We start from the raw sequence: 25600 nt of genomic DNA, 5'->3' as shown, positions 1-25600 counted from the left end.
TTTATTTCCATATTTCTTCACACCTTTTTAAATCAAAACCATGTAGCTAACTACTTCAAAGTCGTTAACTGATTGTGATGATTCTTGTGAAAGTACCGTGCCGCCACGGTTAAACAAACTTTCTACGCCTTTCTCTTCACTCTTGCCTGCAATATTGGTTACAGCAATCTCTAGTAATGATTGGTAATGCTCAATTGGCTTAGTGGTTTTAGTTTGTATTGCTTCATGATTAAGCTCGGTGTTATGTAAGCCTACCGACTTAATAACATCGAGTATTTTTTTCGCCTGAGTAAAGCTAAATACAACTTCTGCGTTGTCAGCAACATAAACTAAATAAAAAGGTCTTAGCGGATAATTATCATCAACTTGAACTGTGTTATTTATATCTTTTAAACAAAATATAACGCCAGATTTCAATTTGTGTTCTGAGTCGAGTGACTGATTAATATTATTTAGTGAAATAGCACTGAATAAACCAAGGGGGCTATTTTCTAGCGTAGCTTCACCTTGTTTTTTCTTTTCTTCTTTAAGGTAAGAGGAAAGATCCATTCTAAAATCATTGAGCGTTAAATCAGTGATTGATACACCACCAGAAATATCTTCTAGATCCATTACTGAATCTTGCAATTGCTTAAGCTGCTTACGTCTATATTCCAGATCGTTCATCTGTTTAGCGTCTTGCTCAATAACGTTCTCTTCACCTGTAGCTGAAATATCTAACAGCACCATTCTGCCACTTACGCGAGCTTCAAGGTTGATGTATTCATCAAGCTCCATGTTAGGCCAGAAGTTAACTAACTGAATAACATTGTTCGTTGAACCTAAGCGATCTACTCGCCCAAAACGCTGAATAATTCGAACAGGGTTCCAATGAATATCATAGTTAACTAAGTAGTCACAATCTTGAAGGTTTTGACCTTCAGAAATACAGTCGGTGGCTATTAAAATATCTATTTGCTGTGTTGCGCTTGGTGCGACTTTATCTCGTTCTTTTGATACTGGTGAGAAGTGAGTTAATAACATATTTAACTCGTTGCCAGCATCTGGCATGGTCGATTTATTAGTGCCACTACCTGTAATTAATGCGCTGTGAATATGTAATGAATTTTGCGCCCATTGGCTAACATTTTTATATAAATATTCAGCAGTATCAGCAAACGCAGTGAAAATGATGATTTTCTTGTTTTTAGAGTCGGTTTGTCCGTCACGCAAAATTTCATTTATTGGGTTTTCAACTTTGTTGGCAATAATGCTTTTTAAATCTGCTAATTTGGCATCTTTATCCGATGTAACTTGTTGTGACTCTTCAACAATACTCTCAAGGAAAACTCTATCTGCTTCTAGGTCTTGTCTGAACCTGATTAAATCAAGATCTTGCAGTAATACTTTAACTTTGTTGCCTATTAAAAACGGCTCATATTCTGGTGATTCTAAAATCAAGTCTTCAATATTTAGCTCTTCAAATTCGCCATTTTCATGAGCTGTAATTTTCGATAATAAGCTATCAACCTGATTTAATATTTTGATTGAGGTTAATCTAAATGAATGGATAGAACTTTCCATTCGTTTTAATAGGTTAATACGCATTAAGTGAATTAAGCTGTCTTGCCGATCAACCTGCTTAAATACACCTTTACCACCACCAAGATCCATATCATAACGTCTAGCGTACTCACCTTTTTTCTCCATTCTGACGTACTTTAACGGTGCATAACCAGCTAATGATAATCGCCTAATGGTTTTGTTTATTTCTTGCAGTGGTGGAAAGCTATTGTTGATATCAATATCTGATTTGATATTCAATGGCTGTAAACGTTGAGGAAACTTTCCTAATGCGGTTGTATCATAGTATTTTTCAATGTGTTTACGAGAACGGGCAATGGTTAGCGTATCGAGCAATTTGAAGTAATCAAAGTTCATCGAGTCGATAAGTTGTTCAACTTTACGCTCATCAGCCTCTTGTTTATTCCATTGATTAAATCGTGTTTGAGCGGTTCTTAAGGTGTTTTCAATGTTATTAATACCTTCATCAACCAAAGCAGAATCATTACCTTCAGTAATAAATGCAATTTGATTTTTTAAATCATTCATTCTGTTATTAACAGGGGTTGCTGAAAGCATTAATACTTTGGTTTTAACACCAGCACGAATGACTTGTTCCATAAGCCTTTCATATCGGCTTGGTAATTTTTTATCTGACTTGTTTGGTTTATTTCTGAAGTTATGAGATTCATCAATAACGATTAAATCGTAGTTACCCCAATTTAATGTTTCTAAATTAATTTCACCTGAGTAGCCTTTAACACGGCTCATATCGGTATGGTTTAGCACATCGTAATTAAAACGATCTTTAGACAGTAAGTTTCGTTTATCATTGATGGTGTATACAGACCAGTTATCTCTTAATTTTTTAGGGCAGATTACTAAAACACGGTCATTTCTTAATTCGTAATACTTAATTACTGCTAGAGCTTCAAAGGTTTTACCTAAACCAACACTGTCAGCAATAATACAACCGTTGTATTTTTCAAGCTTTTCAATTGCGCCTAAAACACCATCTTTTTGAAAGTTATAAAGCTTGTTCCAAACCAGTGTTTCTTTAAAGCCTGTTTTAGATCTAATGATTTTTTCATCATCGAGGTCTTCTACAAAGTCTTTGAAGAGGTGGCATAAGGTTAAAAAGTAGATGTATTGCGGTTCATTGTCTCTACTGAGTTTTTCAACTTCTTTTAGTAGCAGCTCTTTAGCTTCAACAAGTTGATGATTGTTATTCCATACAGAATCAAACCAATTAAGCATTTGCTGAGTTTCGTTAACATCATTAGAACTATTGATCATGTCTAATGTTTCAGATTCTGTTAATCCTAATCCTGCGCCAGTAAACTGAGCACCTGTATAGGTTACAGGCTCATTTGAATCTAAATGGATAACGTTTTGTGCCAATGCACCTTGTTGCTTAACCAGCTTAATATCAGCTTTGTCTTCTAACCATTTAGCAAAGTCTTTTGCTAGTGATTGTTGGTTAAGTTTGTTTCTAAATCTAGTTTCAAATTTAGTGCCTGTTAGCTCACCAAATGGAGAGGTATTTACGTCTGATGTAGCTGAAAAACCTTTAAATTGAGAAAATAAAATACGGCATTGCTCTAATGAATTTAACTCAGTTTTTAATTCATCAAACGCATATAAAGAGAATAAACCCGTTAATATTGAAAGCTTGTTTCCAGCTTTAATATGTTGGTTTAAATCTTCATGTAACTTTTTTGTTTTATTATCAATAATCAATTTATAGCCCTTCCTAGCTATTAGTTCTTCTACTTCTAATGTTCTAAGTCTTTTTCATCGAAGCCTGGTGCAAGTATTAAGTTTTCAGCACCATACAGTGTGATTCTATTTCTTAACCACAATTGATACTCACCACCTTGTAACTCTGCATCTTTTGAACAATCAATATTCCAACGTCTTAACAAATAACCAACTAACGCAGCACGAACTTTTAGTTCAAGAACACCATTTTCCATACCGTAATCCATCATGATGGCTTGAGGATACTGAACGTTATTAGGGTGTGGCACTATCGAAAGATCCATCATTCGCACCCACTGGTGATCATTTATTTCTTCTTCAAATGATTCAACTTCGGTATCTTTAATAGTTACTTTAGATATGCGAGTAATTACAAAGTCTCTGAATGAACCTGACTTTCTATCAAAACCTCTAACATGCCACCGTAATCCATTATCAACGATTGTATGCGGAACGATTTCTCTCGCCTTTGATCCAGACGATAATGATGTATAAATTATTGAAATAGCTTTACCTTTCAAAATAGCCTGTACTATTTTGGCAACAATAAAAATGTCTGGCACATTCAATTGATGTGGCGCATCTACTGGAAAAGCTATTTCTAAAACACCATCAAAACCATCAGATATTTTATTCGCTAATTTGGTTAATGTTTGTTTTGAATTGTAATTAAACAGAGGAGAAAACGTTTTAGACTGCAAATAGCTTCTATCTTTGGCATCAAAATCAATATTCTCAGGCACTAATTCTCTATATAGAGCAAGATCTCTAGTGGCATTTGCCATACCCATTTCAAATTTTTCAGTTAACTCTTTTCGGTTAATAGAGCCTTTAAACAGCAAACTAAAATCAATAAAAGACAACCTTTGCTTTTGTGCAAAAGTTAACTTTTCAACTTCTTTACTGTTTTTATGCTTCTCTGAAATATTACTCATTTCAAATCCAAACCATCACTATAATCATTTTGATTATAGTAATATAACCTTTTTGAATTTCAGGTCAAGAAAATCTAATTAAAAACAGTAAGGTGTTTTTTTAATTAATAAAAAATAGCAAAAAAACGGAGTAGTTCTACTCCGTTTAATAGACTGGTTTTTATAAATTATTGCTCTTTCAATGATTCATTTACCGCTACTAATTGAGCCATCTGTTTCATTAGCTCTATTGCAAATTGACGCTCGGAACTCCCTTTCCAATGAGACATACGTACTTCATCAAATGTATAGTCTGGATGGGGATGCCCTACGAATTCAAAGTAGTTGTAGATTTTGATCGCTCTTGCATAGCCTTGATATCCTTTAGCAAAACTTCTGGCTTTTCGAATATGTCGGTTATAATTTTGCTCAATTTGATTTGACTTACTCATGATCAATGCTCCTCACCACTGTTATTTGCTTTTTCTTCGAGAACTGATTCAATAATAGTAATTGTGTTTCGTGTAGCGCCCCTCTCCCCCTCGGTTAGAGATACTTCAGGATTGTTTAAATGCAGCATGTATAAGATTTTTGTTTGTAGCAAAAATTCTTCTTCAGCCATCATCAAGGTTTCCATAATAGCTAGCGTTTTTTGGACACGACACATTGAGTAATCTGTAAGAGTGCTTTCGACTTCGCCCATTAATTTAAATGATTGCCACAAGTGCGTTGAAAGCAAGTCATTACTATGGATTTGTTCTTTGAAAATTTCTAAGTTCATTTATTCACCTCATTCATTCAATATTTAAGTTTTTACGACTGTTCTATAACACTGGTTCAAGAGAGTTCTATGACCCAGTAAACGGTTAGCGTAGACAATATAAATATTGGAATTGCAGATGCTTTCAATGTGGCGAAATACTTTTGGTTGTTGAAAAAAGAACCAAAAGTCGCTTTGTTTTCTAACAGAACTTTGTTTTCAAGCGATTCACAAACTATTTCCTTTGCTAATTTTTTAACATCACTCGATTTTATTGCTTTCTCATCCAATTGACTAATTAAAGTAAGTACTTGTTCAACGTCCTTAGTCGCTTCATATATTCGAGCAACTTGCTCTAAGCCCGTAACATTCTTTAAATTAATCTTCGCTTTGGGATAGTTAATATCTTCAATCATTCTGACTATTTTTAAGTATTTCCAAAGCGTTGAAGGTTTAGTGTCGAGCTTTTCGCTCAATGAATTAAGCCAAGAAGTGAAGCTTTTGTGGTGGCTTTGTTTGTATAATTGATCATGCTCAACGATAAATAATCGCTCACCAACAGTAAGCCAGCCTTGGCGAAGCATTTCAGACATTTGATTGATCTCACTTTCGATAGTTGTGAGATTTGCAGGGGGGTGGACTAATTGTAAATTCATATAGATCTCCAAATTTTTTAAATAAAAGGAGGCTATAGATCACAATATTAAGTGTTGTAACACCTCCTACTCAGGACTAATTTCACTAAGATTTTGCTTTTCATATTTTTTCCATAATTGGAATTATTTATTAAGGTGCTATAGCACCTATTAGAATCAAATTAAGGCAGGGTTAGTACCTCTATTTCACCACCAGTATATATAAACACTATTCAAAAGTCAATAAAAACCTTATTTTTCATACATTTAACACACTTAAATCAAAAAATGTCAAATGTGAATCAATACAACAAGGCACTTCTGACTCTTTGTACCGTATTTTTGGCTCTACCAGTTTGACGTGCGACTTCACGAATACTCAAATTTAATTTGAGTAATTCAACAATTTCTGGATATTCATTTATGAGTTCTTTCCTTGTTTTAGGTCTGCGTCCCGAATCCTTTTTGTAACTAGGAAGCTTAATTGAATTGTTGCGTCTAATCTTTAGTGGGGTTAAAGAAGATTGTTTATTAATTACTTCAAATTGTTCAACCAATTGAGATTCAATCTCAATATTAAACAGCTCCTTAAATGTTGCTAAATAAAATCTATCTTTTGCATAATAATGATGTAACAACGGCTCAACTCGCCCTGCATATTTGGCGTAAGACAAAACCTCAGCTTTAAGGACTTTTACATGCTTATTTAAGTCACATGTTACTTCACTCAGCCTTTCTTCTGCGGTACGGGTAGTCATTCCGATTTTGATAAAGGTCACTTCATTGTGATCAATAACGGCTTTGAATTTAAATAGGTATAGATGCTGTGTTGAAAGTGCTTCAATCTTCTTTGAAATAAGCTTGGTATATTCAGGATTTAAACGGCACTGCTTATCATAATGAGCCTGAAGCCAAAACGTTTGAGCACTCAGAAAGTCGCTAATAGTATGTTGTTTATTAAGTTTGTTCTGGTGGTAGCATTTATTTATACTCGTAGTAAGCCTTGTTTGCTTTAGCCAAATATCTTTAATATCTATATTGATAAAACCCCTTAACGCATCACCAATTGCTAGCAAATTTTCCGTTGGGTAATACTCATCATCAAGGAAGGTTGGATCAATCCCTGCTAACATGTTTTGACACTGGCTAAGTTCTTGAGATATGGATTTTTCAACCTTCAGCAACCCCATAGCCTCAAGATCAGATATCGCGTCATACATGCCCGTGAAGCTGTAAATATTGTTTGATGAATATCGCTCTCTTCTATCCATATATTTTTGCTCTTTAGCATTCAGCATTTCAAATTTATCAACGGTAGGTAGAGTTGCAGCTTTTGCTGCTTCGACTGACTCAAGACATGTGTCAAATTGATGTGCAAAGTGATGTGCATTTACTTGACCTTTTTTTGCCAGTAAAGCTCCACCACAAAAAGGACAAACTAAAGCTGTTTGACCACTGTTTACAGTTGATACGTGTTGCCACTCTCCTTTTTCATTTATTCCAAAATTTAAATACATTGTTTTCTCCAACAAAGTCTCACGACTAATTTCGTAAGACTCTATTAACAAAACCATATCTAAATTAAAACTCAAGAGCTAATTTAAAAATAAATCATTGATTATATTATACTATATTGAGTTTTTTCGTTTCTTGTTTGGATTACTTTTCAAGTTTTCGACTGAGGTTTCAGGGGTATTCGACTCCTGTTTCACCTGTAATTTTTGAGAGCTAATATCAAATAAATTAATGGATAAATGTTCTGGCAGCAATTGTGTTTTAACTCGTTCAACAACCTGTTCAATATCTGCTTTTGCATAACCGACTTCTTGTTTCATAAAGTGATCAAACTCTAACCAAAAATCTAGTGTACCTGCATCACCAGTTTGATCGGTGAATGAAGTAAACAACTCATTTGCTTTGTTTTTAATTAATACAGCATTATAGGAAAGTTCTAATGATACAGGCGCGTTTTCAGGCAAAAACTTGAGTGTGCGAATGGCATTGGTAATATCAAAATTATTTTCAACACTCTGCTTAAACGAGTCGTATTGCTGATCAATATATTGGCATGCCTCACTTCCTTTCTTACAAGCGATACTTAAAAAATCTTTATTACCTTTATTATGTTGTGTCTTAAGCCATGAGTGAATGTATACTGCACTTTGTTCATCTAGTACTGACGGAAGATTAAATTGCTTCATTAATTGAAGACTGGATGACTCTGCGACAAGCTCTTCAAAACCATATTGCTTTGAGTCCATATTACCCACTAACTTACGGTTTAAACGACTTTTATGTCCTGTGGCATGCGACAATTCATGAGCATAAACACCAACGTAAGCGAGCAATGCATTTTCTCCAGTAAATTGGTCTATATTGACCATAGCAATTTCATCTTTTGCTGGTACGTAATAACATTGAGTCGCATGTTCTTTTAATGCAATTCCTTTCTCAGTACGCACTGCATCCAAATAGTTTTTTGCTGCTAATATGTTAGGTTCAAAAAGCTTTTGTCGTTCTTCATCGGTTTTACAATCCATTAGCTTTGCAAGTAGGCTTGTTTCATTATATCTAGCTATCCATTTTTGGTAGAGATCTACGTTTTTAAGAGAGTCTTCAAATTGACTATGGTGGTATAGTGGGAAGTGCCTTACCGCTTTTTTAAGCTCGTAGTTTTCTTGCTCTTTATACGTCAATGACTTGAATTTCTTTGTAGAAATCCATTTAAGCTTATCACCATCATTTCGGCTTTTATCTAGATAACGCTCAACCAGTTTTTTTCCAATTGCTATTGGAAAATCAGGCATAATATCAATAATACCAAGCTCTTTTAAATCCGATTCGTTAAGGAAATAAGGTAAATCTAAGCCTTTTGTTTCTTGAATCAATGATAAAAGTTGAGCATTTGTTGCTTGATATGGTCGTCCTGTATTGGCATTTCGTGGTACTCCCAGTACCTGTTTCTTTTGCCAAGGTACTTCAAACGCAACTTTTTGACCTGATTTAAATTTATCTAGATATGATTTATAAATATCAAGAACTTGGTTTAAGACAACATTCTGCTTCTTAGTGTATTTTGTCTTTTTGTTTGTCTTACTTTTTTGATGCTCCATAGCTATTTCTCCAATGATTTCAGCTATGAAGTTAAAAGTTAATTGAGTTCTTTTTTATTCGAGCCTTACAATTAACTTTCCATATAAAAAATATTTGTCAAATAACTTGATGCGCTTGCCCTGCAACTAAAAAGGTAGATCAGAGCCATCATAAGGCTCACCAAACACACGATTCCCATAGTGAATATAGTTAATTCCAGTATCATCTTTAACTACCATGAAGCTATCATTTTTAAAGACTTTATTTTTTTTATCTTTGAATTTATTGACCATTTCAGACTTGAACCAAGAAACTTTGTGTTCCTGTGTTGACGAGTAGCTCAGTTTACCCACCTTTCGTTTGCTACCATCCTTCTTTTTGGTATTAATTTTAAACTCTTTTAGAAAACCAACTGTAACTAACTCTTTATAAGATTTTCTAACCTCTTTATCTGCTGCTGCATCTGAGCCATTTAAATTAAGCAATGATTTTAAAAATTCTAAGGAATGTGTGTTAAAGCGTGAGCTATGACTACTTAAAAAGCGCATTAACGCTTGAGCACGTTGTGTTTTTAACACACTCATCCAGTCCAAATTTACAAACGAGTACCGCTCTTTCCTGAACTCAAGCAAAATAAAATCAGGAATAATAGCCACAATATTTTCTGCTACTTCTTGAAGTTGGCTACCATCTGACAAGAGATGATAAAACGTGGTTAACTTTTTTTGCTCGTCATGCAAATTCACTTTTACATCTGTAAGTCTATCTATTGAGTCGTGAAAACGCTTTGCTGCCTTTTTCTTGTCTTTTTTAATATACGCTTCTGTCATACCAAACAGGTTCGCTACTTCAGCAAATGGTACATCAATCTGATTAACATATTCTGGCGCTTTCTCATTTACTAAAAGCCACTTTTTCAAGATATAGACATAAAGTAAATAATCATTCATGTCTAAGTAACGATGCTTAATTGTGTATGTATATTCTCCGAAAGAGTATTGCTCTGCATCACGCGCTTTTTTAATAATTTTGTTATCGTAGCAGCTAAAAACACTTGTTCTGTTTAATAAATCTGTTACCAGTGTTGTTTCAGCGTCTTGAAACATTCTCACCGTAAACTTTTTCTTCTTTGCCATAACCTACCTTTTTAGTGTGTATATATACATATATCGAAATTTCAAGATAGTTCAATAGCTAATCGTAACTATTTTCACCGACCCGAAAAGGTACGCCAACAACCCGAAAAGGTAAACCTAAAATTTTCAAAACCACAAGCCCCTAAAACCCTATGAAATCAAGCTAGAATCAAAGTTTAATTTAAAAAATCTGGAGGGTATAGACTGACAATATTAGATCACAGTAACTTATACTTAGTTTTCAGTGAATATAAAGTAATGTGTATTAAAAAATATGTCAGTGATGAGAATATCTATTTACTGATTAAATAGCAGCTCAAAATTACATCACTGATATGAAAACGATAAAACAACCTTAGATCTCAGTAAACCTTTCTGGTATTTATTATACTCCAATCTCAATATGGTACTGCAATAATGGCAAGGTTGTTATTCCTATAAACTTGCTATTTTTTACTTCTGTTGTAAATACTCCTTTTGTTATTTGAGTTATTTTTTGAATGGTTTAGTTTTGCATTTAAATTTTCAAATTCTGAATCTATAACTTGGCTTGGTACATCATCATTAACAATCAAATCATAAAGTAACTTCACCATTGGGTCTTTTTTCTGAATTGGCATTTTAATTTGAAAATGCACATTACATTTAGCACCAGACAGATTTGGTTCTAAGTCCAATATTTCACCAGCACCTTTTTGGTTGTTTTCAAGCCTTTTATGAGCGTGTCTGAAGGTAAACCCTAGCATCAGCAATAGCAATAGTGTTTCTTCAATTCGATAATCATCATGGGATTTGATGAATTTGAATATTTGTTCTTGTTTCAATTTTCGTCTATTGTTTTTTTCTTTAAAATACTTTTCTATTACACAGATAACTTGATTCAACGACATTTTATCAATGTTAATACGTTCTTTGATTTCTGGGTGTGCCTTTAAAACACCAATAATTGCATCTATTAGCCAGTCATTTTTTAAATACTTATAAGCATCTAAATCACCTAATGCTTCAGCTCTAAATTTTTGCTCTATTAGCGTTGCAAGAGTTATATCATTCATTTTTTCTTCCTTGAGTTTATTTTTTGTTTTATATGATTAGTGATCAATTCCTCATCACCAATTTGGGTAATTTTTGTCTTGCCTTGAACTTCCTGTTCTAGTTTTCCTATTGCTTCTTCTGTACTTTTCAGAATTTGAGCATTATCAATATCTAGTACTATTTCAGCACTAATACTTGCTTCAGTTTTCGCTGATTCTTGATCTAAAATTTTCCTAAACCATTTTTCTAAGTATTCACTTAACTCATTTTTCTTTTGGTTAAGTTGCCGTGTTAGTTTTTTGTATTTAGTAAATGATGCTTGAAGCTTTCTTTCCAGAAATTGATGCTTAGGTAAGTACTTCGACATCGTTAATAGCTTGGATCGACCACGCGAATATTTAAGGCGTTTAAAGCATTCATGGGCTAAGTCTTGTATTGCAACAAAATTGGAATTTAGTTCGTTGGTTTTCCCTGTGACATTACAATCGCCTTTTTTAAAAAGCGTTCTAAGATATGATTTTTTTGAATCGAAGTCGTAATTAAAAAACATCACATGAGCATGGATATTTCGTTTAAAGTTTCCATCGCTATCAGTAAACCCCTCATCTAAATGCAAAGCAAAACCACATTCAGTAAATTTAAAACTCTCTGCATACATTTTTGAGTATGTCTTGAGACATTTAACTATTTCTCTTTTAGCTCTTTCTTTACCCAGTTTATCTTCAAGCTTTGCCGTATGCTCTTCAGAGAGCACTACAATATGCTCCATTAATGTGTTCATATCGTTGCGACATTTGCGCCCTACAGTTTTTTTATATCGTTCAAGGTGCTTATAATAAGCGTCAAGAGGAGAGCATGTTTCATCAGGTGAAACCATGACATTATCATTTGAATATTTATCAACGACATTAATTGAGTTAGTGCTTCCAGTCCTCAGTACATGCTCAAACTCAGCAATGGCAGATTTATAAGATTTGTCTGTAACTTTGGTTTTAATAACTGATCTTATTGAGCCGTCATCTTGTGATTGCTCGACAATATGTTTTGATTTAACTTGTTTAGTTAATTTATCGTGTTTGTAATACGCGGCTCTAACTGCTACAAAATTCTTTCTCATCCTTGAAATCCATTTGTTCTTATTTCATCAAACCACAGATTTAATTTTTTTCAAGCGTAGATTTCCATTCGATATTTTAATAACGATTAACTCACTAAAGCCTAAGCTTCGTTAGGCGTGAGTTTTCAGGAGACTGAAAAGTTGAGATATCTTAAGATTAATTAACTTAGAAACAATAAAATGAGCACCGAAAAGTTACAGTCAATTACAAAATTTTTTTGTGATTTGAAGTAACACTTAATTATCTTGACCAACCAAATAATACAGCAGAACATCCAGCACGTTTTTCATTTCCTTCTCTGATAAATAACCGAATATTATAACTATGTGGATTTTAATCATATTAAGGAAAAACGGAGTTAATTCACTCCGTTAAAAAGAGTCAATTATTTTACTTTTTTGCAGATATCAGTGGTTTTTAAAAACTCTGTAATCTTAACTTCTTCATGTGGCTTTTCAGAAAGCTCTCGCATATATTGCTGATAGGGATCATCTGGATCATTACTTTCAAGACTACCTTCACCATCATATAGATCAGCATATTTATGTACAATTTCAGGATTTGACAGATCCTTTGATATGATCAAAAAATTCCTTGTTATCTGATATCCTTTTTCTCGTTGCGAGTAGCCGTCATAAGTAATTTCATAGCGGCTATCACTTTCAAAAAACACAGTTTTATCTTTAATGATTATTTTCTTCTGAAGTTGATTAAAGTTTAAATTTAGTTCTTTAGGATTTTTTTCAAGCTCCCTGATGTCATCATCTATATAGGGAGGTCGGTCATCTAGATTCTTTTCTAATTGATTTTTTCTAGTTTTCAACTGTTTTCTCTTAGTCGATAGCTCAGACATTAAATCAGTTATAGCATCGTCATCACTATCATCATCTAAATTTAACATTCGATCTTTCAGCTTATTATATTTTTTTTCTGCTGAACTAAGCTGATGTTCAATTTTATTTAGTTCTTGTTCTTCTATCGGCCGTAAATTTTGTTCTGATAGCATTCCTATCATTTCGTTATATACAATATTTTCATACAAATAATAGGCAATAGAATATGGATAAGTAGATTTAAAACCACAATGTTGTTTTCCATATCGGGCTTGTCTTGAACATCTTAAAAGTGGCATACCATTTTTATGATAACTCTTTTGAACTGTAATCCCCCCACCACAGTGACCACACTCTAGTAATCCATGCAGTGCCATATTGGAGTCTGGTTTAATATTTTTATAATGTCGATGAATATTAATTGAAGCAGCTTTATAAAATATCTTTAACCCTACCGCAGCTTCAAATACTTTATATTCTCGTTCATTTTCCATTCCTGCAAAGCGAACCCAGTAACCGATTGCACTTTTACTCTTAATCCATCTAATTACTGTCGATGGAGCAAGGTTTTTGAAAGGTTCATAGTCAGGATATTGCTCTTTTAATCGTTGATAGATCCTTTGCTGTCCTAGCCCTTCTCTTACATACCAATTAAAAATATTTTTAATTATGTATTTCCCATCATTAAGTTTTCCATCCTCATCAAGCCAGAATGGTTTTTTTATTTTTATTGTTTTGCCTTCCTTTGCTTGGCTCTCTCTCCTGTCATAACTCCCTTTGATCCTCTCAGACCTAATTTTTGATTCTAAATATGCACCATTAACTTCAACCAAAAGCTGGATTCTCAATCCAAAATTACTTTCAGTATCGGGTGGATATTCCTGACCATTTTGAACCGTGACAATTGTTATGCCTGCTTTCCAAATCTTTCTGAGCAACTCTTCAGTTTCAGGTGTATCTAAACGAGAAAGACGAGAAAAACCCTCAACTAAAATATATGAGCCTTTCTCTACCTTTCCTTGTTCTATTTCACTTACAAGATCTCCTAGCTCCCCACGCTTAAGGTGTTCACCTTTCGATGCTGATTTAGATTCATCTACGTATTCACCTTCACATTCAAATTCAGGATGTGCCTCAAGCCACTGATGTTGCTTGAACGATTGCCTATAAATAGAACTATTACCAATTTGCTGATCACTACTAAACCGTTGATACAGATATGCCTTTTTCTTCATGATGAATACCTTTTCCACTATACTATTGACTATAAATCAAGCCGTATGTGTACTCAACATGTTTGTTCACAAATAAGATGATCAATTAAAAGCACAGGTAAGTTTTTTTCAGCTTTAGCTTCTTCAAGCCACGAGGCTGGTGTAGGTACTTTCAGAAAGTTGTTGATCGGGGCGAGTAATTTGGAATAAGGCATAGAAAAAGCTATTAATTAATTTTCTCTATTTTAAAAGCCTAACGCTTGAGTTGCCAGTAAAACTATTACTTTATCGGTTTTACATTAGTAAGGCCATATACTGATTACTACATTTTGTTATGCAGTAATTATTTCATGAGTTTATAGCCATGTTGTTGATACTCAGCTTTAAACTCACCAATTAAATGAATAAAGTTGAGCAATTTGTTATGATATTGATAATCCAGTTACATTAAATTGTCTTTAACCTTTGTTATCAAAACTTTTGTTGAAGCTTTTTATTAAGACACAGTGGCCTAGCAATGAAAAAAACGGAAGCAAAATCACTAACAGATAAACATAAAGATTTAACGCATAGTGAACACCAAACCGTACTTTCACACGTGCAACGTGAAGTCGATGAATGGTACCTAAATACCATTATGCTTAAGGGCATTGACGTACCTTTTAAGTATCGTAGAAAAAAACTTTATAAGTCACTGCAAAATCAGCAAGTCAACATAACCTATTACCCGACGGTTGAAATGGTTGCAGGCTTTGAATTAGAAGTGATGAAAATCGTTCGCATTAAAGTCTCCTAAACTATATTTTCATCAAATTTGCACCTAATCAGACTGATAGATGGCTAAAAAATAGCTTTTTACGCTGAAATATCAAACAATCCTTGACGAATCCCTCGCCTTCTTACATAAATAGTATATCGACAAAAATAAAAACAACGTTGATGACTATGTAGGGTCGCAGAATTTTACTTATATCTGCATTACTTTTGGGGACAGAGAGAGGTATTTAACATGATCTTAAATCATATCTGGGGGCTTTACACTGCACCTAAAAAAGAATGGCAAACAATTGAGAAGCGTCATGAAAGTTTAACTTACTCACTGGTGCACATACTGACTATTGCATTAATTCCAGCTATTTGTGGTTACTATGCAGCAGCCCATATAGGTTGGTCAATTGGTGCAGGTGATCCTATTAAGCTTACTGAGTCACACGCACTATTCATGGCAGTGGCCATGTACTTTGGCTTAATTTTAGGTGTGCTTTCTTTAGCAGTTTTAATTCAATGGATGGCAAAAACTTTTGACTCTAAGCCTGACTTTACTCAATCGTTAGAATTAGCCGCTTATACAGCAACACCTCTATTAATGGCGGGGTTAACCGCATTATTTCCGGTACTTTGGTTTGTGGTAATTGCAGGCTTAGCAGCATTATGCTATTCAGTTTACCTGCTTTATTCAGGTGTACCTATTATGATGAATATACCTGAAGAAAAAGGTTTTATTTACTCAAGCTCGGTCGTAACTTGTGGATTAGTCTTAATTGTTACTTTAATGGCAGCTAGTGCTATCGTATTTAACTCTGGCTTAGGTGTTGAATACATCAGTTAAATTATTAAACAATATAAATAGTGATAAAAAAACCGCTTCATTAAGCGGTTTTTTATTACTCTAATTTTTATACATAAATGTCGTGAAAAAACTATTCAGAGCCTTCATTATGCATATCAATAATTGAGTCTGCATTTTTGTCTGAAGTTTCTTTTGTGGTGTTATTACGCAATGCGTCTAGTCTATCTAAGTAGCCTTGATTTATGTCATTTGTAACATACTCACCATTAAAGACTGACGTTTCAAACTCTGTAATATCTGGATTAGACGTTGAAACAGCTGACACTAAATCTTCTAATGTTTGGAATATTAATTTGTCAGCACCGATAATTTCACATATATCGTCAAGTTCACGACCATGGGCAATTAATTCATTGGCACTTGGCATATCGATACCATAAACATTTGGAAAACGAATTTCTGGCGCTGCTGAGGCAAAGTATACTTTTTTAGCGCCAGCGGCTCTAGCCATTTCGATTATCTGTCCAGATGTTGTACCACGCACAATAGAGTCATCTACAAGTAAAACATTCTTCCCCATAAACTCTGTGCCAATGGCATTTAGTTTACGGCGAACTGACTTCTTACGTTGTTCTTGTCCTGGCATAATAAACGTACGACCAATATAACGGTTTTTAACAAAACCTTGTCGATATGGAATATTAAGGTGACGAGCAATTTCTAATGCGGTATCACACGATGTTTCTGGAATTGGGATCACAACATCTATATCAATATCGTCCCATTCTTTAGCAATTTTATCACCAAGTTTTTTGCCCATATCAACACGAGATCCGTAAACAGAAATCTTATCGATAGAAGAGTCTGGACGAGCAAAGTAAACATATTCAAAAATACAGGGATGAAATGAAGGATTTTCAGCGCATTGTTGACTATGAATCTGGCCTGATTCAGTAAAGAAAATAGCCTCTCCTGGCGCAACGTCACGTACAAATTCAAATTCGTTAGCATCTAGAGCAACAGATTCAGACGCTACCATATACTCAACGCCCGATTTAGTTTCACGCTTACCAAATACCAGAGGACGAATACCGTTAGGATCACGAAATGCGACCATGCCATAGCCGATAATTAAAGCTACTGTTGCGTAAGCACCGCGAACACGCTTATGAACATTGCTAATAGCAGTAAAAATATCACTTGGATCTAATTTATGCTGTTCGGAATTTTGTAACTCATGACCTAAAATATTAAGCAATAATTCAGAGTCTGAAGTAGTGTTAACATGACGACGAGCTTCGGTATTTAACCATGACTTAAGCTCGTCAGCATTGGTTAAGTTACCGTTATGCGCGAGGGAAATACCAAAAGGAGAGTTCGCATAAAAAGGTTGAGCTTCAGATGAACTAGAAGTACCTGCCGTTGGGTAACGAATATGTCCAATACCCATATCACCTTGTAGACGCAACATATGACGAGTATGAAAAACATCTTTAACTAAGCCGTTACCTTTACGCAATCTAAAGGTGTTTTCGTGAATAGTCACGATTCCGGCAGCGTCTTGTCCTCGATGCTGTAAAACCGTTAAACCATCATATAATGCTTGACCTACGGGGGATTTACCAACAATACCAACAATACCACACATGCACTTATTCTCCGACGAACTAAGTTTAAATACTAAGCTAAAAAGCTTGAAGATTGTTTGAGATACTCAAAAAACCATTCAACAATTAATGTAAATTCTGGAACCAATTGAGAGTTTTGCCACCAAGAAGATGAGGATGCAGGTGTAAATGCGTCCATAAAAAATAAAACAGCAGCAATGATAAGTACGCCTCGTAGCGCACCAAAAACGATACCTAGAACTCTGTCTGTCCCAGACAAACCAGTTTTACTGACCAGCTGACCAATAACATAGTTAACAAGTGCGCCTAGGATTAACGTAGAAATAAATAAAATAGCAATTGATGCTGCATTTCGCAGTAGCTGATCAGAAATATTGGTAAGTAATGTCGACAAGTTAAGGTAGAAAGTACTCGCGACAAAAAAGGCACTGATCCAAACAATTAAGGACACCGCTTCTTTAACAAAGCCACGTACTAAACTAATTAAAGCTGAAATGCCAATAACAGCCAAAATGGCATAATCTATCCAAACCATAAATCGAATATTCTCATTGATTAGTGGCGCGCATTCTACCAGAATCCGCCTAAGATTTGCTAATGATTTTATTATTTAGCTGGATAGAATCGGGCAACTTTTCCTTGCACATTTGTAAGCTTTTTCAATGCAGGGAGCTTTTCTTCTAACGAAGATTTTATCAATTCAGGTCCAATAAAAACTTTGGTCAACTTCCCTGATTTTGTTTTTATTGGCTTAGTAAAGGTAGTGTAGCCTTCTTTCTTAAGTTTGTTGACCAACTCATCAACATTATTTTGGTGGCGAAAGCTGCCTAATTGAATAACCCAAGCTTGCTCTACTATCGCTTTAGCAGGGGTATTTTTTTTCGCTGTATCAATGCTTTTTTTCGCGACTGAGTCTGCTTTATCTGTTGAGAAATCTGTTTCTTTCGCTAATGTCGTAACAGTTACGTCTTTTTCTTTCAGTAATTTGTCAGCATCTATGACATTTTGATCATCAAGTGCTAATTCTTCAGATGTCTCTTCGGTGGGTAAACTGGTAAGTTTATGCTCAGGAAAACTGTTATCTGTTTGAGGAAAGCTTACTTCTGGCGCAGTTGGAATTGCCTCAAAGTTATCTTGATATGTTTTTTTGTCGCCATCAAGTACATCAGGTAAAAATATAATAGCGATAGCCGCGACAATAATAGTACCAACTAAACGATTTTGAAATGGTGTAGACAAATTAAACTCCAAACATTGTTAAACAAGTAAACGTCTTATTTCTGCAACGGTAAAAAATGATCCAAAAACTAGAATAAGATCAGTTGCTTTTGCATTGTGTTTTGCCATTCTAAATGCCTGAGAGACATTGTCAAAGCAATTTACTTTCGCAGTGTCTATTTGTGTAGACTCTAAGATGTTTTTTGCTTTACGCCCTCTTGGAACCTCTAACGTGCCAATATACCAATGCGAAACAGTTGGTAAAAGTGGCGCAATGGTATTTGTTGCATCTTTATCGCCTAGCATGCCTAATACGGCATGCACTTTCGGGTAGTTTAATTGCTCTAGCTGCTCGGCTAAATATCTTGCAGCTTGTGGGTTATGGCCAACGTCTAAAATAACATCGCAATCGAGCGAGAACTTTTCCATTCTGCCAGCAACCTTTGTTTCAGCAATAACTTGATTGATAAAAGCACTATTTAACGATAAGTCGAGTTTGTCTGCGAGCAGATTTAACACCATGATTGCAGTAGCGACATTGTCTTGTGGTATATAGCAGTTAGTCAGGCCAGAAAAATTAGTATTGCCACTGCGCCACAACCACTGCTTATTACTCGTTTGTTCAATGATAAAGTTTTCATCACGAAAAAATGGTTTAGCGCCGATGCATTTTGCGTGCTCAACAATTGTAGCCGGCGGGGTTTTATCACCTATTACAGCCTGTTTATCGGCGCGCATTATACCCGCTTTTTCAAAACCAATAGCTTCGCGTGTATCACCTAGATATGCTTGATGGTCGAGATCAATAGTGGTAATTACCGCAATATCTGCGTCAACAATATTGGTTGCATCTAAACGACCACCTAAACCTACTTCAAGAATAATAACGTCTGGTTGCGCTGCGGTTAATATTAATAACGCAGCTAAAGTGGTGTATTCGTAATAGGTTAAAGATATATCATCACGAGTTTGTTCGATAGTTTCAAACGCATTAACTAAGCTAGCATCGTTTACTTCTACTTTATTAAGGCGTAAACGTTCATTAAAGCGTTCAATATGAGGAGATGAATATACTGCGCAAGTTAAATTTTGTGCTAAAAATGCATTCTCTAAAAAAGCACAGGTTGTGCCCTTACCATTTGTACCCGCAACGGTAATAATAGTGGAAGTAGGAAATACAATATTAAGCTTATTGGCAACAGCATTAATGCGTGTTAAACCCAGCTCTATTTCAACTGAATGAATACTCTCTAAATAAGAAAGCCATTCAGTAAGATTATTTCTTGCTGAATGGCCTTTAGTCATTTTCGACATGAATTTTCCGTTATGCTACTGGGCTATCTTGTCCCATAAATTTAGCAAGCATTCTTGCCAAAGTACTGCGCATTTCACGACGATCAACAATGAGGTCAATCGCACCTTTTTCTTTTAAGAATTCACTACGCTGAAAACCTTCAGGTAGCTTTTCGCGTACTGTTTGTTCGATAACGCGAGGACCTGCAAAGCCAATTAAAGCTTTAGGCTCGGCAACATTAATGTCACCTAACATTGCCAAACTTGCAGAAACACCGCCCATAGTTGGATCAGTTAATACTGAAACATAAGGTAGACCTTTCTCACTCATTTTGGCTAATGCGGCACTGGTTTTTGCCATTTGCATTAATGAAAACAATGCTTCTTGCATACGAGCACCGCCACTGGCAGAAAAACAAACAAAAGGTACATCATGCTTTAAACAGTATTCAACACCTTTAACAAAACGAGCACCAACAACAGATGCCATCGAACCGCCCAAGAAGCCAAATTCAAATGCAGCTACAACAATAGGCTGACCATGAAGTTCACCTTTCATTACCACTAATGCATCTTTTTCACCGGTACTTTTTTGTGCCGCTGAAATACGATCTTTATAGCGTTTAGAGTCTTTAAATTTAAGAATATCTTGTGCTTCAAATTCTTCACCGAGTTCAACTCGCTCGCCTTGGTCAAGAAAGCCATCAATACGTTTGCGTGCCGAAATACGCATGTGATGATCACACTTTGGACAAACTGACATTTGTCTGTCTAGCTCAACTTTATAGAGCACCGCGTTACAGCTAGAACACTTACTCCAAACGCCTTCTGGAATATTTCTTTTTTGTGTTGCTTTTGCTTTTGGGAGAATCTTTTCAATCCAGCTCATAATATATTTTTGCCTATACACGAAAAAATTTAATAATTGTTTAAAATACAACCACTAAATATAAAATTTTAGCTAATTCGTTGAATTAGACCATAGAACACCTACACAATTATAGGAAAAACTGGTCTGTTTTCTTTGTTCTGTCTGTTTATATAATTAGCTTCGCGGCTTTTCGCCAGTAATATTGTTTAATCACAGGGAAAACAATCAACTTGTTTTAACTTGATTATAGTAGAAATAACGGCCCTGGGCTACGCTTTGGAATACCGAACTCTTCTGGGTAATCTACATCAACAAAATATAAACCGGCAGAAGGAGCCGTAATACCAGCAACACAACGATTCTTTGCTTCTAGCACTTCTTTGAGCCAACTTACAGGTTTTAGTTCCTGACCCACTTTCATTAAACTACCCGCAATATTTCTCACCATATGGTGTAAAAATGCATTGCCTTTAATATCAATAATAACGAACTCACCTTGGCGAGAAACATTACAATAATGCAACGTTCGAGTTGGAGAGTTCGACTGACAATGCACAGTTCTAAATGAGGTAAAATCATGACGCCCAACTAAATACTGTGCGGCTTGATGCATTAAATTTTCATTCAAAGGATAATGACAAAAGCTAATGCCTGAGCTTAAAATTGCCGAGCGAAGTCGATTATTGTTAATAATATAACGATAACGACGAGCAGTTGCACTAAAGCGAGCATGAAAGTCTTGATTGACTTCTTTTACCCAAGACACGGCAATATCTTTAGGTAAATTAGTATTAACTCCCAACGTCCAAGCAACATCTTTACGCATTTTATCTGTTTCAAAATGAATAATCTGGTTGGTCGCATTAACGCCAGTATCTGTTCTACCGGCGCAGACAACTTCAATAGGTTCATTGGCAATTTTTGACAAAGCCTTCTCTACACATTCTTGAACGCTAATTACATTCTTTTGTCTTTGCCAACCGTAGTAGTTGCTACCATCGTATTCTATGCCTAAAGCGTAACGCATTGTATCCTCCATTGCTAAGGTGAGACATTATCCATTATTTTGCGCGTTATACCAATTGAATTAATAGATTCAACACTTTGCATTAATTTTGAAAGCTCTAAAAGTTAAAAGGCTGCAAAAAGCAGCCTTTAAATTTAAGAGATAAAAATATCTTAATCTTTAAGATTATCCAACAACTGTTGAGCATCAAACTGTTGCTGCGCATCCCCTTGTTTTACTACATCAAGTAAGATCACTTCGGCATTCTCTTGGTCACCAATTTCGATATAAACCTTAGCTAAATCTAATTTGGCAGCAATGCCATTGTCGTCGTCATCAATATCTTCGTCAGTAATATTCCCTGAAAATTCTGGGAACTCACTTAACCCGACATCTATTTTCATTTTTTCATAAGGCTCAGTTGGTTTACCATCTAACAAGCTATCAGATAATAAAGAGTCGACTGAAATAAAGTCTTCTTCGTTATTTTCTTTTCGAGAATTATTACTTTCTGATTCAAGATCTTCTTCAACATCAGACTCAAAGTCATCGCCAATATCAAAGCTCTCGCTGAATTCAAATTCATCACTGCTTGCTTGTCCACTTTCTTCTTCAATATTTGCCAACAAGTCATCAAAATCAAGGTTATCAAGCTCTTTAATGCCTGCAACTTCTTCAGCGTTATCGGCAGCTGACTTTTTACTCTCTTCTTCTATTGGACTATCATCATCAGAAAGTAAATCAGCCAGCACGTTACTGTCAGTAAAGTCTGGAGATAATTCTACTAAGTTGTTATCTGTTTTCTCATCATTTAATAAATTAGTTAATGTAGATTCGTCAAAGTCACCGGATATTGCCGCTAAAGTTTCATCATCCAAATCAGTAGCGTCTACTATTTTATCCTCAAGCTTTTCGTTAGATGAATCAGTGTCGTGTAATTCTGTATCGAGAACATCATCACCTATTTCTAAAGTGTCTTCATTTGATGGCTCAGGGTGATGATTAACTTCCTCAATTAAAGCGTCAATATCAAAGTCATCTGAAATATCTTCATTACTATCACTTGCTGCATTATTTTGACTATCGTTTTGACTGTTACTTTGATCGTCACTTTCAGTCTGCAACGATTTTTCAGCATCTTCATTAGCAATTTCACTTAAATCAGTGTCTATAAATGACTGTACGTATTCATCAGTAAAATTATTAATGAGTGCCGTATTTTCGCTATCTATATTATCTAAAGACTCTGACACATTATTATTTTGGTCAATGTTTGCATCAGGAGTGTTTTCATCAGGAGTACTTGAATCAGGAATGTTTGAATTAAGGCTAGCATCAACATTGCTGTCCTTATCTGCTGTAGGCTCATCTGCACCGTTAATTGAGTCTAACAGTGCATCAATGTCGTCAGGGTCTGCGATATCGAGATTACTTTCAGCATCTTCGATACTTTCGTCAACACTCGCAATAGTATCATTATCTGACGAAGGCTCATCCACACCGTTAATTGAGTCTAACAGTGCATCAATATCGTCAGGATCTGCGATATCGGCATTACTTTTAGCATCTTCGGTATTGTCGTCATCAATTGCATTCGTATTATTATCAGACGAAGGCTCATCAGCACCGTTAATTGAGTCTAACAGTGCATCAATGTCGTCAGGGTCTGCAATATCGGCATTACTTTTAGCATCTTCGGTATTGTCGTCATCAATTGCATTCGTATTATTATCAGACGAAGGCTCATCCGCACCGTTAATTGAGTCTAACAGTGCATCAATGTCATCAGGGTCTGCGATATCGACATTACTTTCAGCATCTTCGATATTTTCGTCAACACTCGCAATAGTATCATTATCTGACGAAGGCTCATCCGCACCGTTAATTGAGTCTAACAGTGCATCAATGTCATCAGGGTCTGCAATATCGGCATTACTTTCAGCATTTTCGGTATTGTCGTTATCAATTGCCTTGATATTATTATCTGACGAAGGTTCATCCGCACCGTTAATTGAGTCTAACAGTGCATCAATGTCGTCAGGGTCTGCGATATCAGCATTACTTTCAGCATCTTCGGTATTGTCGTTATCAATTGCCTTGATATTATTATCTGACGAAGGTTCATCAGCACCGTTAATTGAGTCTAACAGTGCATCAATGTCGTCAGGGTCTGCGATATCAGCATTACTTTCAGCATTTTCATCAACATTTGCATTGGTATCATTATCTGTTGCAGTTGAAGGTTCATCTGCACCGTTAATTGAATCTAATAATGCATCAATATCATCTGGATCTGAAACGTCAATAGAAGCTGGGTCATCTGAACTATCTTTTGTTTCACTTACCGCATCAAGTAAGGCATCAATGTCATCAGGCTCAGATACTTCACTAATATCAGTTGTAGGATTATCATCTATGTCGTTTGATTCTGCAGCAGCATCTAATAAGCTATCGATATCTTCGTCATCATTCAACACAGTTTCAGCGCCAGCATCTGTTTTTTCAGATTCACTGGTTTTTCCTTCAGATAATAAAGTATCTAATTCATCTAACGCAATTTCATCTGAGTCCAGTGCAATTTCTTCACTGTTATCTACTTCATCTTCTAAACCAGCAAATAAAGAATCTAAATCGCTTTGATCTAATTGCCCACCTTCTAATGGCTCACCTTCAATTTGATCGTCATCTAGCGCAATGGTTTCCTCATTATTATCTAAAGCAATATCTTCAAGCTCGTCTAAATCATCTAAATCGTCATCCAATTGAATAACGTCTTCATCTAATGCGTCTAAATCATCAGAAAATAGATCCTCGTGATCTTCATCATTTTCTGATAAATCTATTGAAAGTTCATCGTCGAGTGACAATTCATCTTCAAGTGATAATTCGTCATCAAGGCTTAATTCATCTTCTAAAGTTAATTCGTTATCTTCTGCTTCTTTCGTTGGTGGTGTTTTTTCTTTAACTTCAACACTTTTTTCTGCTTTGTCTGGGACTACGTCTTCGTTACTGTCTTTATTATTTTTACGTCTAAATAAAATAGCGACCAAAGACAAAACTAACAGCGCAGGTAAGGTGGCCATTAGTGCAATAAACCATGAACTCGACATTAAGTTGCCTTCTTCAAGTTCGGCTTTTTGTTTTTCAAGTAATAACGCTTGTTCTCTTGCTTCAGCTTTAGTTAAAAGTTCTTGTTGCAGTGAGATCATATCGTCCATCTGCACTTTAATTTCTTTGCTTTTAGCCACTTCGCTTTGCATTATGCCGAGCTGATCATTAAAGCTTGTTAAACGCTCGCGTAAAGCTTCATTTTCTTTTAATAAACTTTGCAGGCCGTCAATAGAATCTAAAACGTCATTTTGAATAGTAGCTAACCGTTGTTGTTGCGTGTTATCAATTGTTTGTAATTGAGTATTAATTTCAGATTTTGCTGCATCTAAATCTTTTTTATTAACGGAAGCTTCTTCAGGATTAGGTATTTTCTTAGGTGTAACTTTAACAACTTTTGCAACTTTTTGTTGCCAAGCCTTATCATCGCTGCGTGACTTTTGTTGTGCTATGTTAGGGTTAATTGCTCTAATAACATCAATCGACGGAAGTTTTAAATACTGACCGCTGATCATGTGGTTTAAATTATTTTCTTTAAAAGCATTAGGGTTATTTTCATATAGTGCTTGCATGACTTGATAAACAGACAAGCGAGGATCTGGGCGAACTTTTAATGCGATGTTCCATAAAGTATCTTTGCTGGTAATTGGTCCATAACGGTCGTAAGGAAATGCGTCTGTAGATTTCGGACCACGAATACGTATTCCGTCATCTTCAGCTGATGTTGGGAGACTAAAGCAGCAAATGCTAATAATAAGTGCCTGCCATAGGCACAGGCGTAACAATGTGTGCATTAAAATTTCCTATTTATAATGATTATTCGCCAATACAATGACGGGCCCAAGTCAGGAGATTGCGAAGCAAA

21 protein-coding genes are annotated in these 25600 nt (G+C 35.3%); 2 read left to right on the top strand and 19 right to left on the bottom strand.

Annotation, left to right across the window (positions count from 1 at the left end; genetic code table 11):
• Positions 1 to 27 precede the first annotated feature (27 nt).
• From B6A32_RS06110 to miaE, 12 genes are all read right to left on the bottom strand, one after another.
• Positions 28 to 3282, bottom strand: coding sequence for a helicase-related protein (locus tag B6A32_RS06110; RefSeq protein WP_085302013.1), 3255 nt, complete (start codon positions 3280 to 3282; stop codon positions 28 to 30).
• 35 nt (positions 3283 to 3317) lie between these two features.
• A complete protein-coding gene (locus B6A32_RS06105; protein ID WP_085302011.1) occupies positions 3318 to 4238 on the bottom strand; it encodes a WYL domain-containing protein in 921 nt (306 codons plus the stop codon).
• A gap of 167 nt (positions 4239 to 4405) precedes the next feature.
• A complete protein-coding gene (locus B6A32_RS06100) occupies positions 4406 to 4669 on the bottom strand; it encodes a hypothetical protein (protein WP_085302009.1) in 264 nt (87 codons plus the stop codon).
• A 2-nt stretch (positions 4670 to 4671) separates the two neighbouring features.
• Positions 4672 to 4998: a hypothetical protein gene (locus B6A32_RS06095; RefSeq protein WP_085302007.1), complete on the bottom strand. Its 327-nt coding sequence runs from the start codon at positions 4996 to 4998 to the stop codon at positions 4672 to 4674.
• Positions 4999 to 5054: 56 nt separating this feature from the next.
• A complete protein-coding gene (locus tag B6A32_RS06090; RefSeq protein ID WP_085302005.1) occupies positions 5055 to 5633 on the bottom strand; it encodes a hypothetical protein in 579 nt (192 codons plus the stop codon).
• A 281-nt stretch (positions 5634 to 5914) separates the two neighbouring features.
• On the bottom strand, positions 5915 to 7129 hold the full coding sequence (locus B6A32_RS06085; protein WP_085302003.1) for a competence protein CoiA family protein: 1215 nt from the start codon (positions 7127 to 7129) through the stop codon (positions 5915 to 5917).
• A gap of 111 nt (positions 7130 to 7240) precedes the next feature.
• Positions 7241 to 8725: a zincin-like metallopeptidase domain-containing protein gene (locus B6A32_RS06080; RefSeq protein WP_085302001.1), complete on the bottom strand. Its 1485-nt coding sequence runs from the start codon at positions 8723 to 8725 to the stop codon at positions 7241 to 7243.
• Between the two features lie 126 nt (positions 8726 to 8851).
• On the bottom strand, positions 8852 to 9841 hold the full coding sequence (locus B6A32_RS06075; protein WP_143327874.1) for a hypothetical protein: 990 nt from the start codon (positions 9839 to 9841) through the stop codon (positions 8852 to 8854).
• Between the two features lie 446 nt (positions 9842 to 10287).
• Positions 10288 to 10896, bottom strand: a complete 609-nt coding sequence (locus B6A32_RS06070) for a hypothetical protein (RefSeq protein ID WP_085301997.1) — start codon at positions 10894 to 10896, stop codon at positions 10288 to 10290.
• Positions 10893 to 11993, bottom strand: a complete 1101-nt coding sequence (locus B6A32_RS06065) for a hypothetical protein (protein WP_085301995.1) — start codon at positions 11991 to 11993, stop codon at positions 10893 to 10895. The genes B6A32_RS06070 and B6A32_RS06065 overlap by 4 nt, the downstream gene beginning before the upstream one ends.
• Before the next feature lie 386 nt (positions 11994 to 12379).
• Positions 12380 to 14062 carry a recombinase family protein gene (locus B6A32_RS06060; RefSeq protein WP_085301992.1) on the bottom strand — a complete coding sequence of 561 codons (1683 nt, stop codon included), beginning with the start codon at positions 14060 to 14062 and terminating at the stop codon, positions 12380 to 12382.
• Positions 14063 to 14115: 53 nt separating this feature from the next.
• A complete protein-coding gene (miaE, locus tag B6A32_RS06055; protein WP_085301990.1) occupies positions 14116 to 14256 on the bottom strand; it encodes a tRNA isopentenyl-2-thiomethyl-A-37 hydroxylase MiaE in 141 nt (46 codons plus the stop codon).
• Between the two features lie 302 nt (positions 14257 to 14558).
• Between miaE and B6A32_RS06050 the strand changes: the two genes are divergently transcribed.
• A complete protein-coding gene (locus tag B6A32_RS06050; RefSeq protein ID WP_085301988.1) occupies positions 14559 to 14837 on the top strand; it encodes a hypothetical protein in 279 nt (92 codons plus the stop codon).
• Positions 14838 to 15050: 213 nt separating this feature from the next.
• Entirely contained in the window at positions 15051 to 15650 is a 600-nt protein-coding gene (locus B6A32_RS06045) for a Yip1 family protein (protein ID WP_085301986.1), read from the top strand.
• Between the two features lie 91 nt (positions 15651 to 15741).
• Here B6A32_RS06045 and purF read toward each other — a convergent pair whose 3' ends face one another.
• The 7 genes from purF to B6A32_RS06010 all read right to left on the bottom strand — a co-directional run bounded on the left by purF (position 15742) and on the right by B6A32_RS06010 (position 25529).
• Positions 15742 to 17259: an amidophosphoribosyltransferase gene (gene purF / locus B6A32_RS06040; protein WP_085301984.1), complete on the bottom strand. Its 1518-nt coding sequence runs from the start codon at positions 17257 to 17259 to the stop codon at positions 15742 to 15744.
• A 32-nt stretch (positions 17260 to 17291) separates the two neighbouring features.
• Positions 17292 to 17774: a CvpA family protein gene (locus B6A32_RS06035; RefSeq protein ID WP_085301982.1), complete on the bottom strand. Its 483-nt coding sequence runs from the start codon at positions 17772 to 17774 to the stop codon at positions 17292 to 17294.
• Positions 17775 to 17845: 71 nt separating this feature from the next.
• A complete protein-coding gene (locus tag B6A32_RS06030; RefSeq protein ID WP_085301979.1) occupies positions 17846 to 18478 on the bottom strand; it encodes an SPOR domain-containing protein in 633 nt (210 codons plus the stop codon).
• Between the two features lie 18 nt (positions 18479 to 18496).
• The gene (folC, locus tag B6A32_RS06025) at positions 18497 to 19771 is read right to left on the bottom strand and encodes a bifunctional tetrahydrofolate synthase/dihydrofolate synthase (protein ID WP_085301977.1); all 1275 of its coding nucleotides are present in this window, start codon (positions 19769 to 19771) and stop codon (positions 18497 to 18499) included.
• 10 nt (positions 19772 to 19781) lie between these two features.
• Positions 19782 to 20639 (bottom strand): acetyl-CoA carboxylase, carboxyltransferase subunit beta, encoded by an 858-nt coding sequence (accD, locus tag B6A32_RS06020; RefSeq protein ID WP_085301975.1) that lies wholly within the window; start codon positions 20637 to 20639, stop codon positions 19782 to 19784.
• A gap of 226 nt (positions 20640 to 20865) precedes the next feature.
• Complete coding sequence (gene truA, locus B6A32_RS06015) at positions 20866 to 21648, bottom strand: tRNA pseudouridine(38-40) synthase TruA (protein WP_085301973.1); 783 nt, start codon at positions 21646 to 21648, stop codon at positions 20866 to 20868.
• Between the two features lie 152 nt (positions 21649 to 21800).
• Positions 21801 to 25529: a FimV/HubP family polar landmark protein gene (locus tag B6A32_RS06010; RefSeq protein WP_085301971.1), complete on the bottom strand. Its 3729-nt coding sequence runs from the start codon at positions 25527 to 25529 to the stop codon at positions 21801 to 21803.
• Positions 25530 to 25600 lie beyond the last annotated feature (71 nt).

Origin of the sequence: Colwellia polaris, assembly GCF_002104515.1 — a bacterium.
Lineage (GTDB): Bacteria > Pseudomonadota > Gammaproteobacteria > Enterobacterales > Alteromonadaceae > Cognaticolwellia > Cognaticolwellia polaris.
Note: the sequence above shows the minus strand (reverse complement) of the source record. Positions and strands in the feature narration are given on the sequence as shown.

What these genes read in the sequence shown, in the direction of transcription:
- folC (WP_085301977.1), bottom strand. Translation starts at nt 19,771, where the DNA reads ATGTCGAAAATGACTAAAGGCCATTCAGCAAGAAATAATCTTACTGAA.
- B6A32_RS06035 (WP_085301982.1), bottom strand. Translation starts at nt 17,774, where the DNA reads ATGGTTTGGATAGATTATGCCATTTTGGCTGTTATTGGCATTTCAGCT.
- B6A32_RS06050 (WP_085301988.1), top strand. Translation starts at nt 14,559, where the DNA reads ATGAAAAAAACGGAAGCAAAATCACTAACAGATAAACATAAAGATTTA.
- B6A32_RS06045 (WP_085301986.1), top strand. Translation starts at nt 15,051, where the DNA reads ATGATCTTAAATCATATCTGGGGGCTTTACACTGCACCTAAAAAAGAA.
- B6A32_RS06080 (WP_085302001.1), bottom strand. Translation starts at nt 8,725, where the DNA reads ATGGAGCATCAAAAAAGTAAGACAAACAAAAAGACAAAATACACTAAG.
- B6A32_RS06060 (WP_085301992.1), bottom strand. Translation starts at nt 14,062, where the DNA reads ATGAAGAAAAAGGCATATCTGTATCAACGGTTTAGTAGTGATCAGCAA.
- accD (WP_085301975.1), bottom strand. Translation starts at nt 20,639, where the DNA reads ATGAGCTGGATTGAAAAGATTCTCCCAAAAGCAAAAGCAACACAAAAA.
- miaE (WP_085301990.1), bottom strand. Translation starts at nt 14,256, where the DNA reads ATGCCTTATTCCAAATTACTCGCCCCGATCAACAACTTTCTGAAAGTA.
- purF (WP_085301984.1), bottom strand. Translation starts at nt 17,259, where the DNA reads ATGTGTGGTATTGTTGGTATTGTTGGTAAATCCCCCGTAGGTCAAGCA.
- B6A32_RS06100 (WP_085302009.1), bottom strand. Translation starts at nt 4,669, where the DNA reads ATGAGTAAGTCAAATCAAATTGAGCAAAATTATAACCGACATATTCGA.
- B6A32_RS06010 (WP_085301971.1), bottom strand. Translation starts at nt 25,529, where the DNA reads ATGCACACATTGTTACGCCTGTGCCTATGGCAGGCACTTATTATTAGC.
- B6A32_RS06095 (WP_085302007.1), bottom strand. Translation starts at nt 4,998, where the DNA reads ATGAACTTAGAAATTTTCAAAGAACAAATCCATAGTAATGACTTGCTT.
- B6A32_RS06075 (WP_143327874.1), bottom strand. Translation starts at nt 9,841, where the DNA reads ATGGCAAAGAAGAAAAAGTTTACGGTGAGAATGTTTCAAGACGCTGAA.
- truA (WP_085301973.1), bottom strand. Translation starts at nt 21,648, where the DNA reads ATGCGTTACGCTTTAGGCATAGAATACGATGGTAGCAACTACTACGGT.
- B6A32_RS06085 (WP_085302003.1), bottom strand. Translation starts at nt 7,129, where the DNA reads ATGTATTTAAATTTTGGAATAAATGAAAAAGGAGAGTGGCAACACGTA.
- B6A32_RS06070 (WP_085301997.1), bottom strand. Translation starts at nt 10,896, where the DNA reads ATGAATGATATAACTCTTGCAACGCTAATAGAGCAAAAATTTAGAGCT.
- B6A32_RS06105 (WP_085302011.1), bottom strand. Translation starts at nt 4,238, where the DNA reads ATGAGTAATATTTCAGAGAAGCATAAAAACAGTAAAGAAGTTGAAAAG.
- B6A32_RS06065 (WP_085301995.1), bottom strand. Translation starts at nt 11,993, where the DNA reads ATGAGAAAGAATTTTGTAGCAGTTAGAGCCGCGTATTACAAACACGAT.
- B6A32_RS06090 (WP_085302005.1), bottom strand. Translation starts at nt 5,633, where the DNA reads ATGAATTTACAATTAGTCCACCCCCCTGCAAATCTCACAACTATCGAA.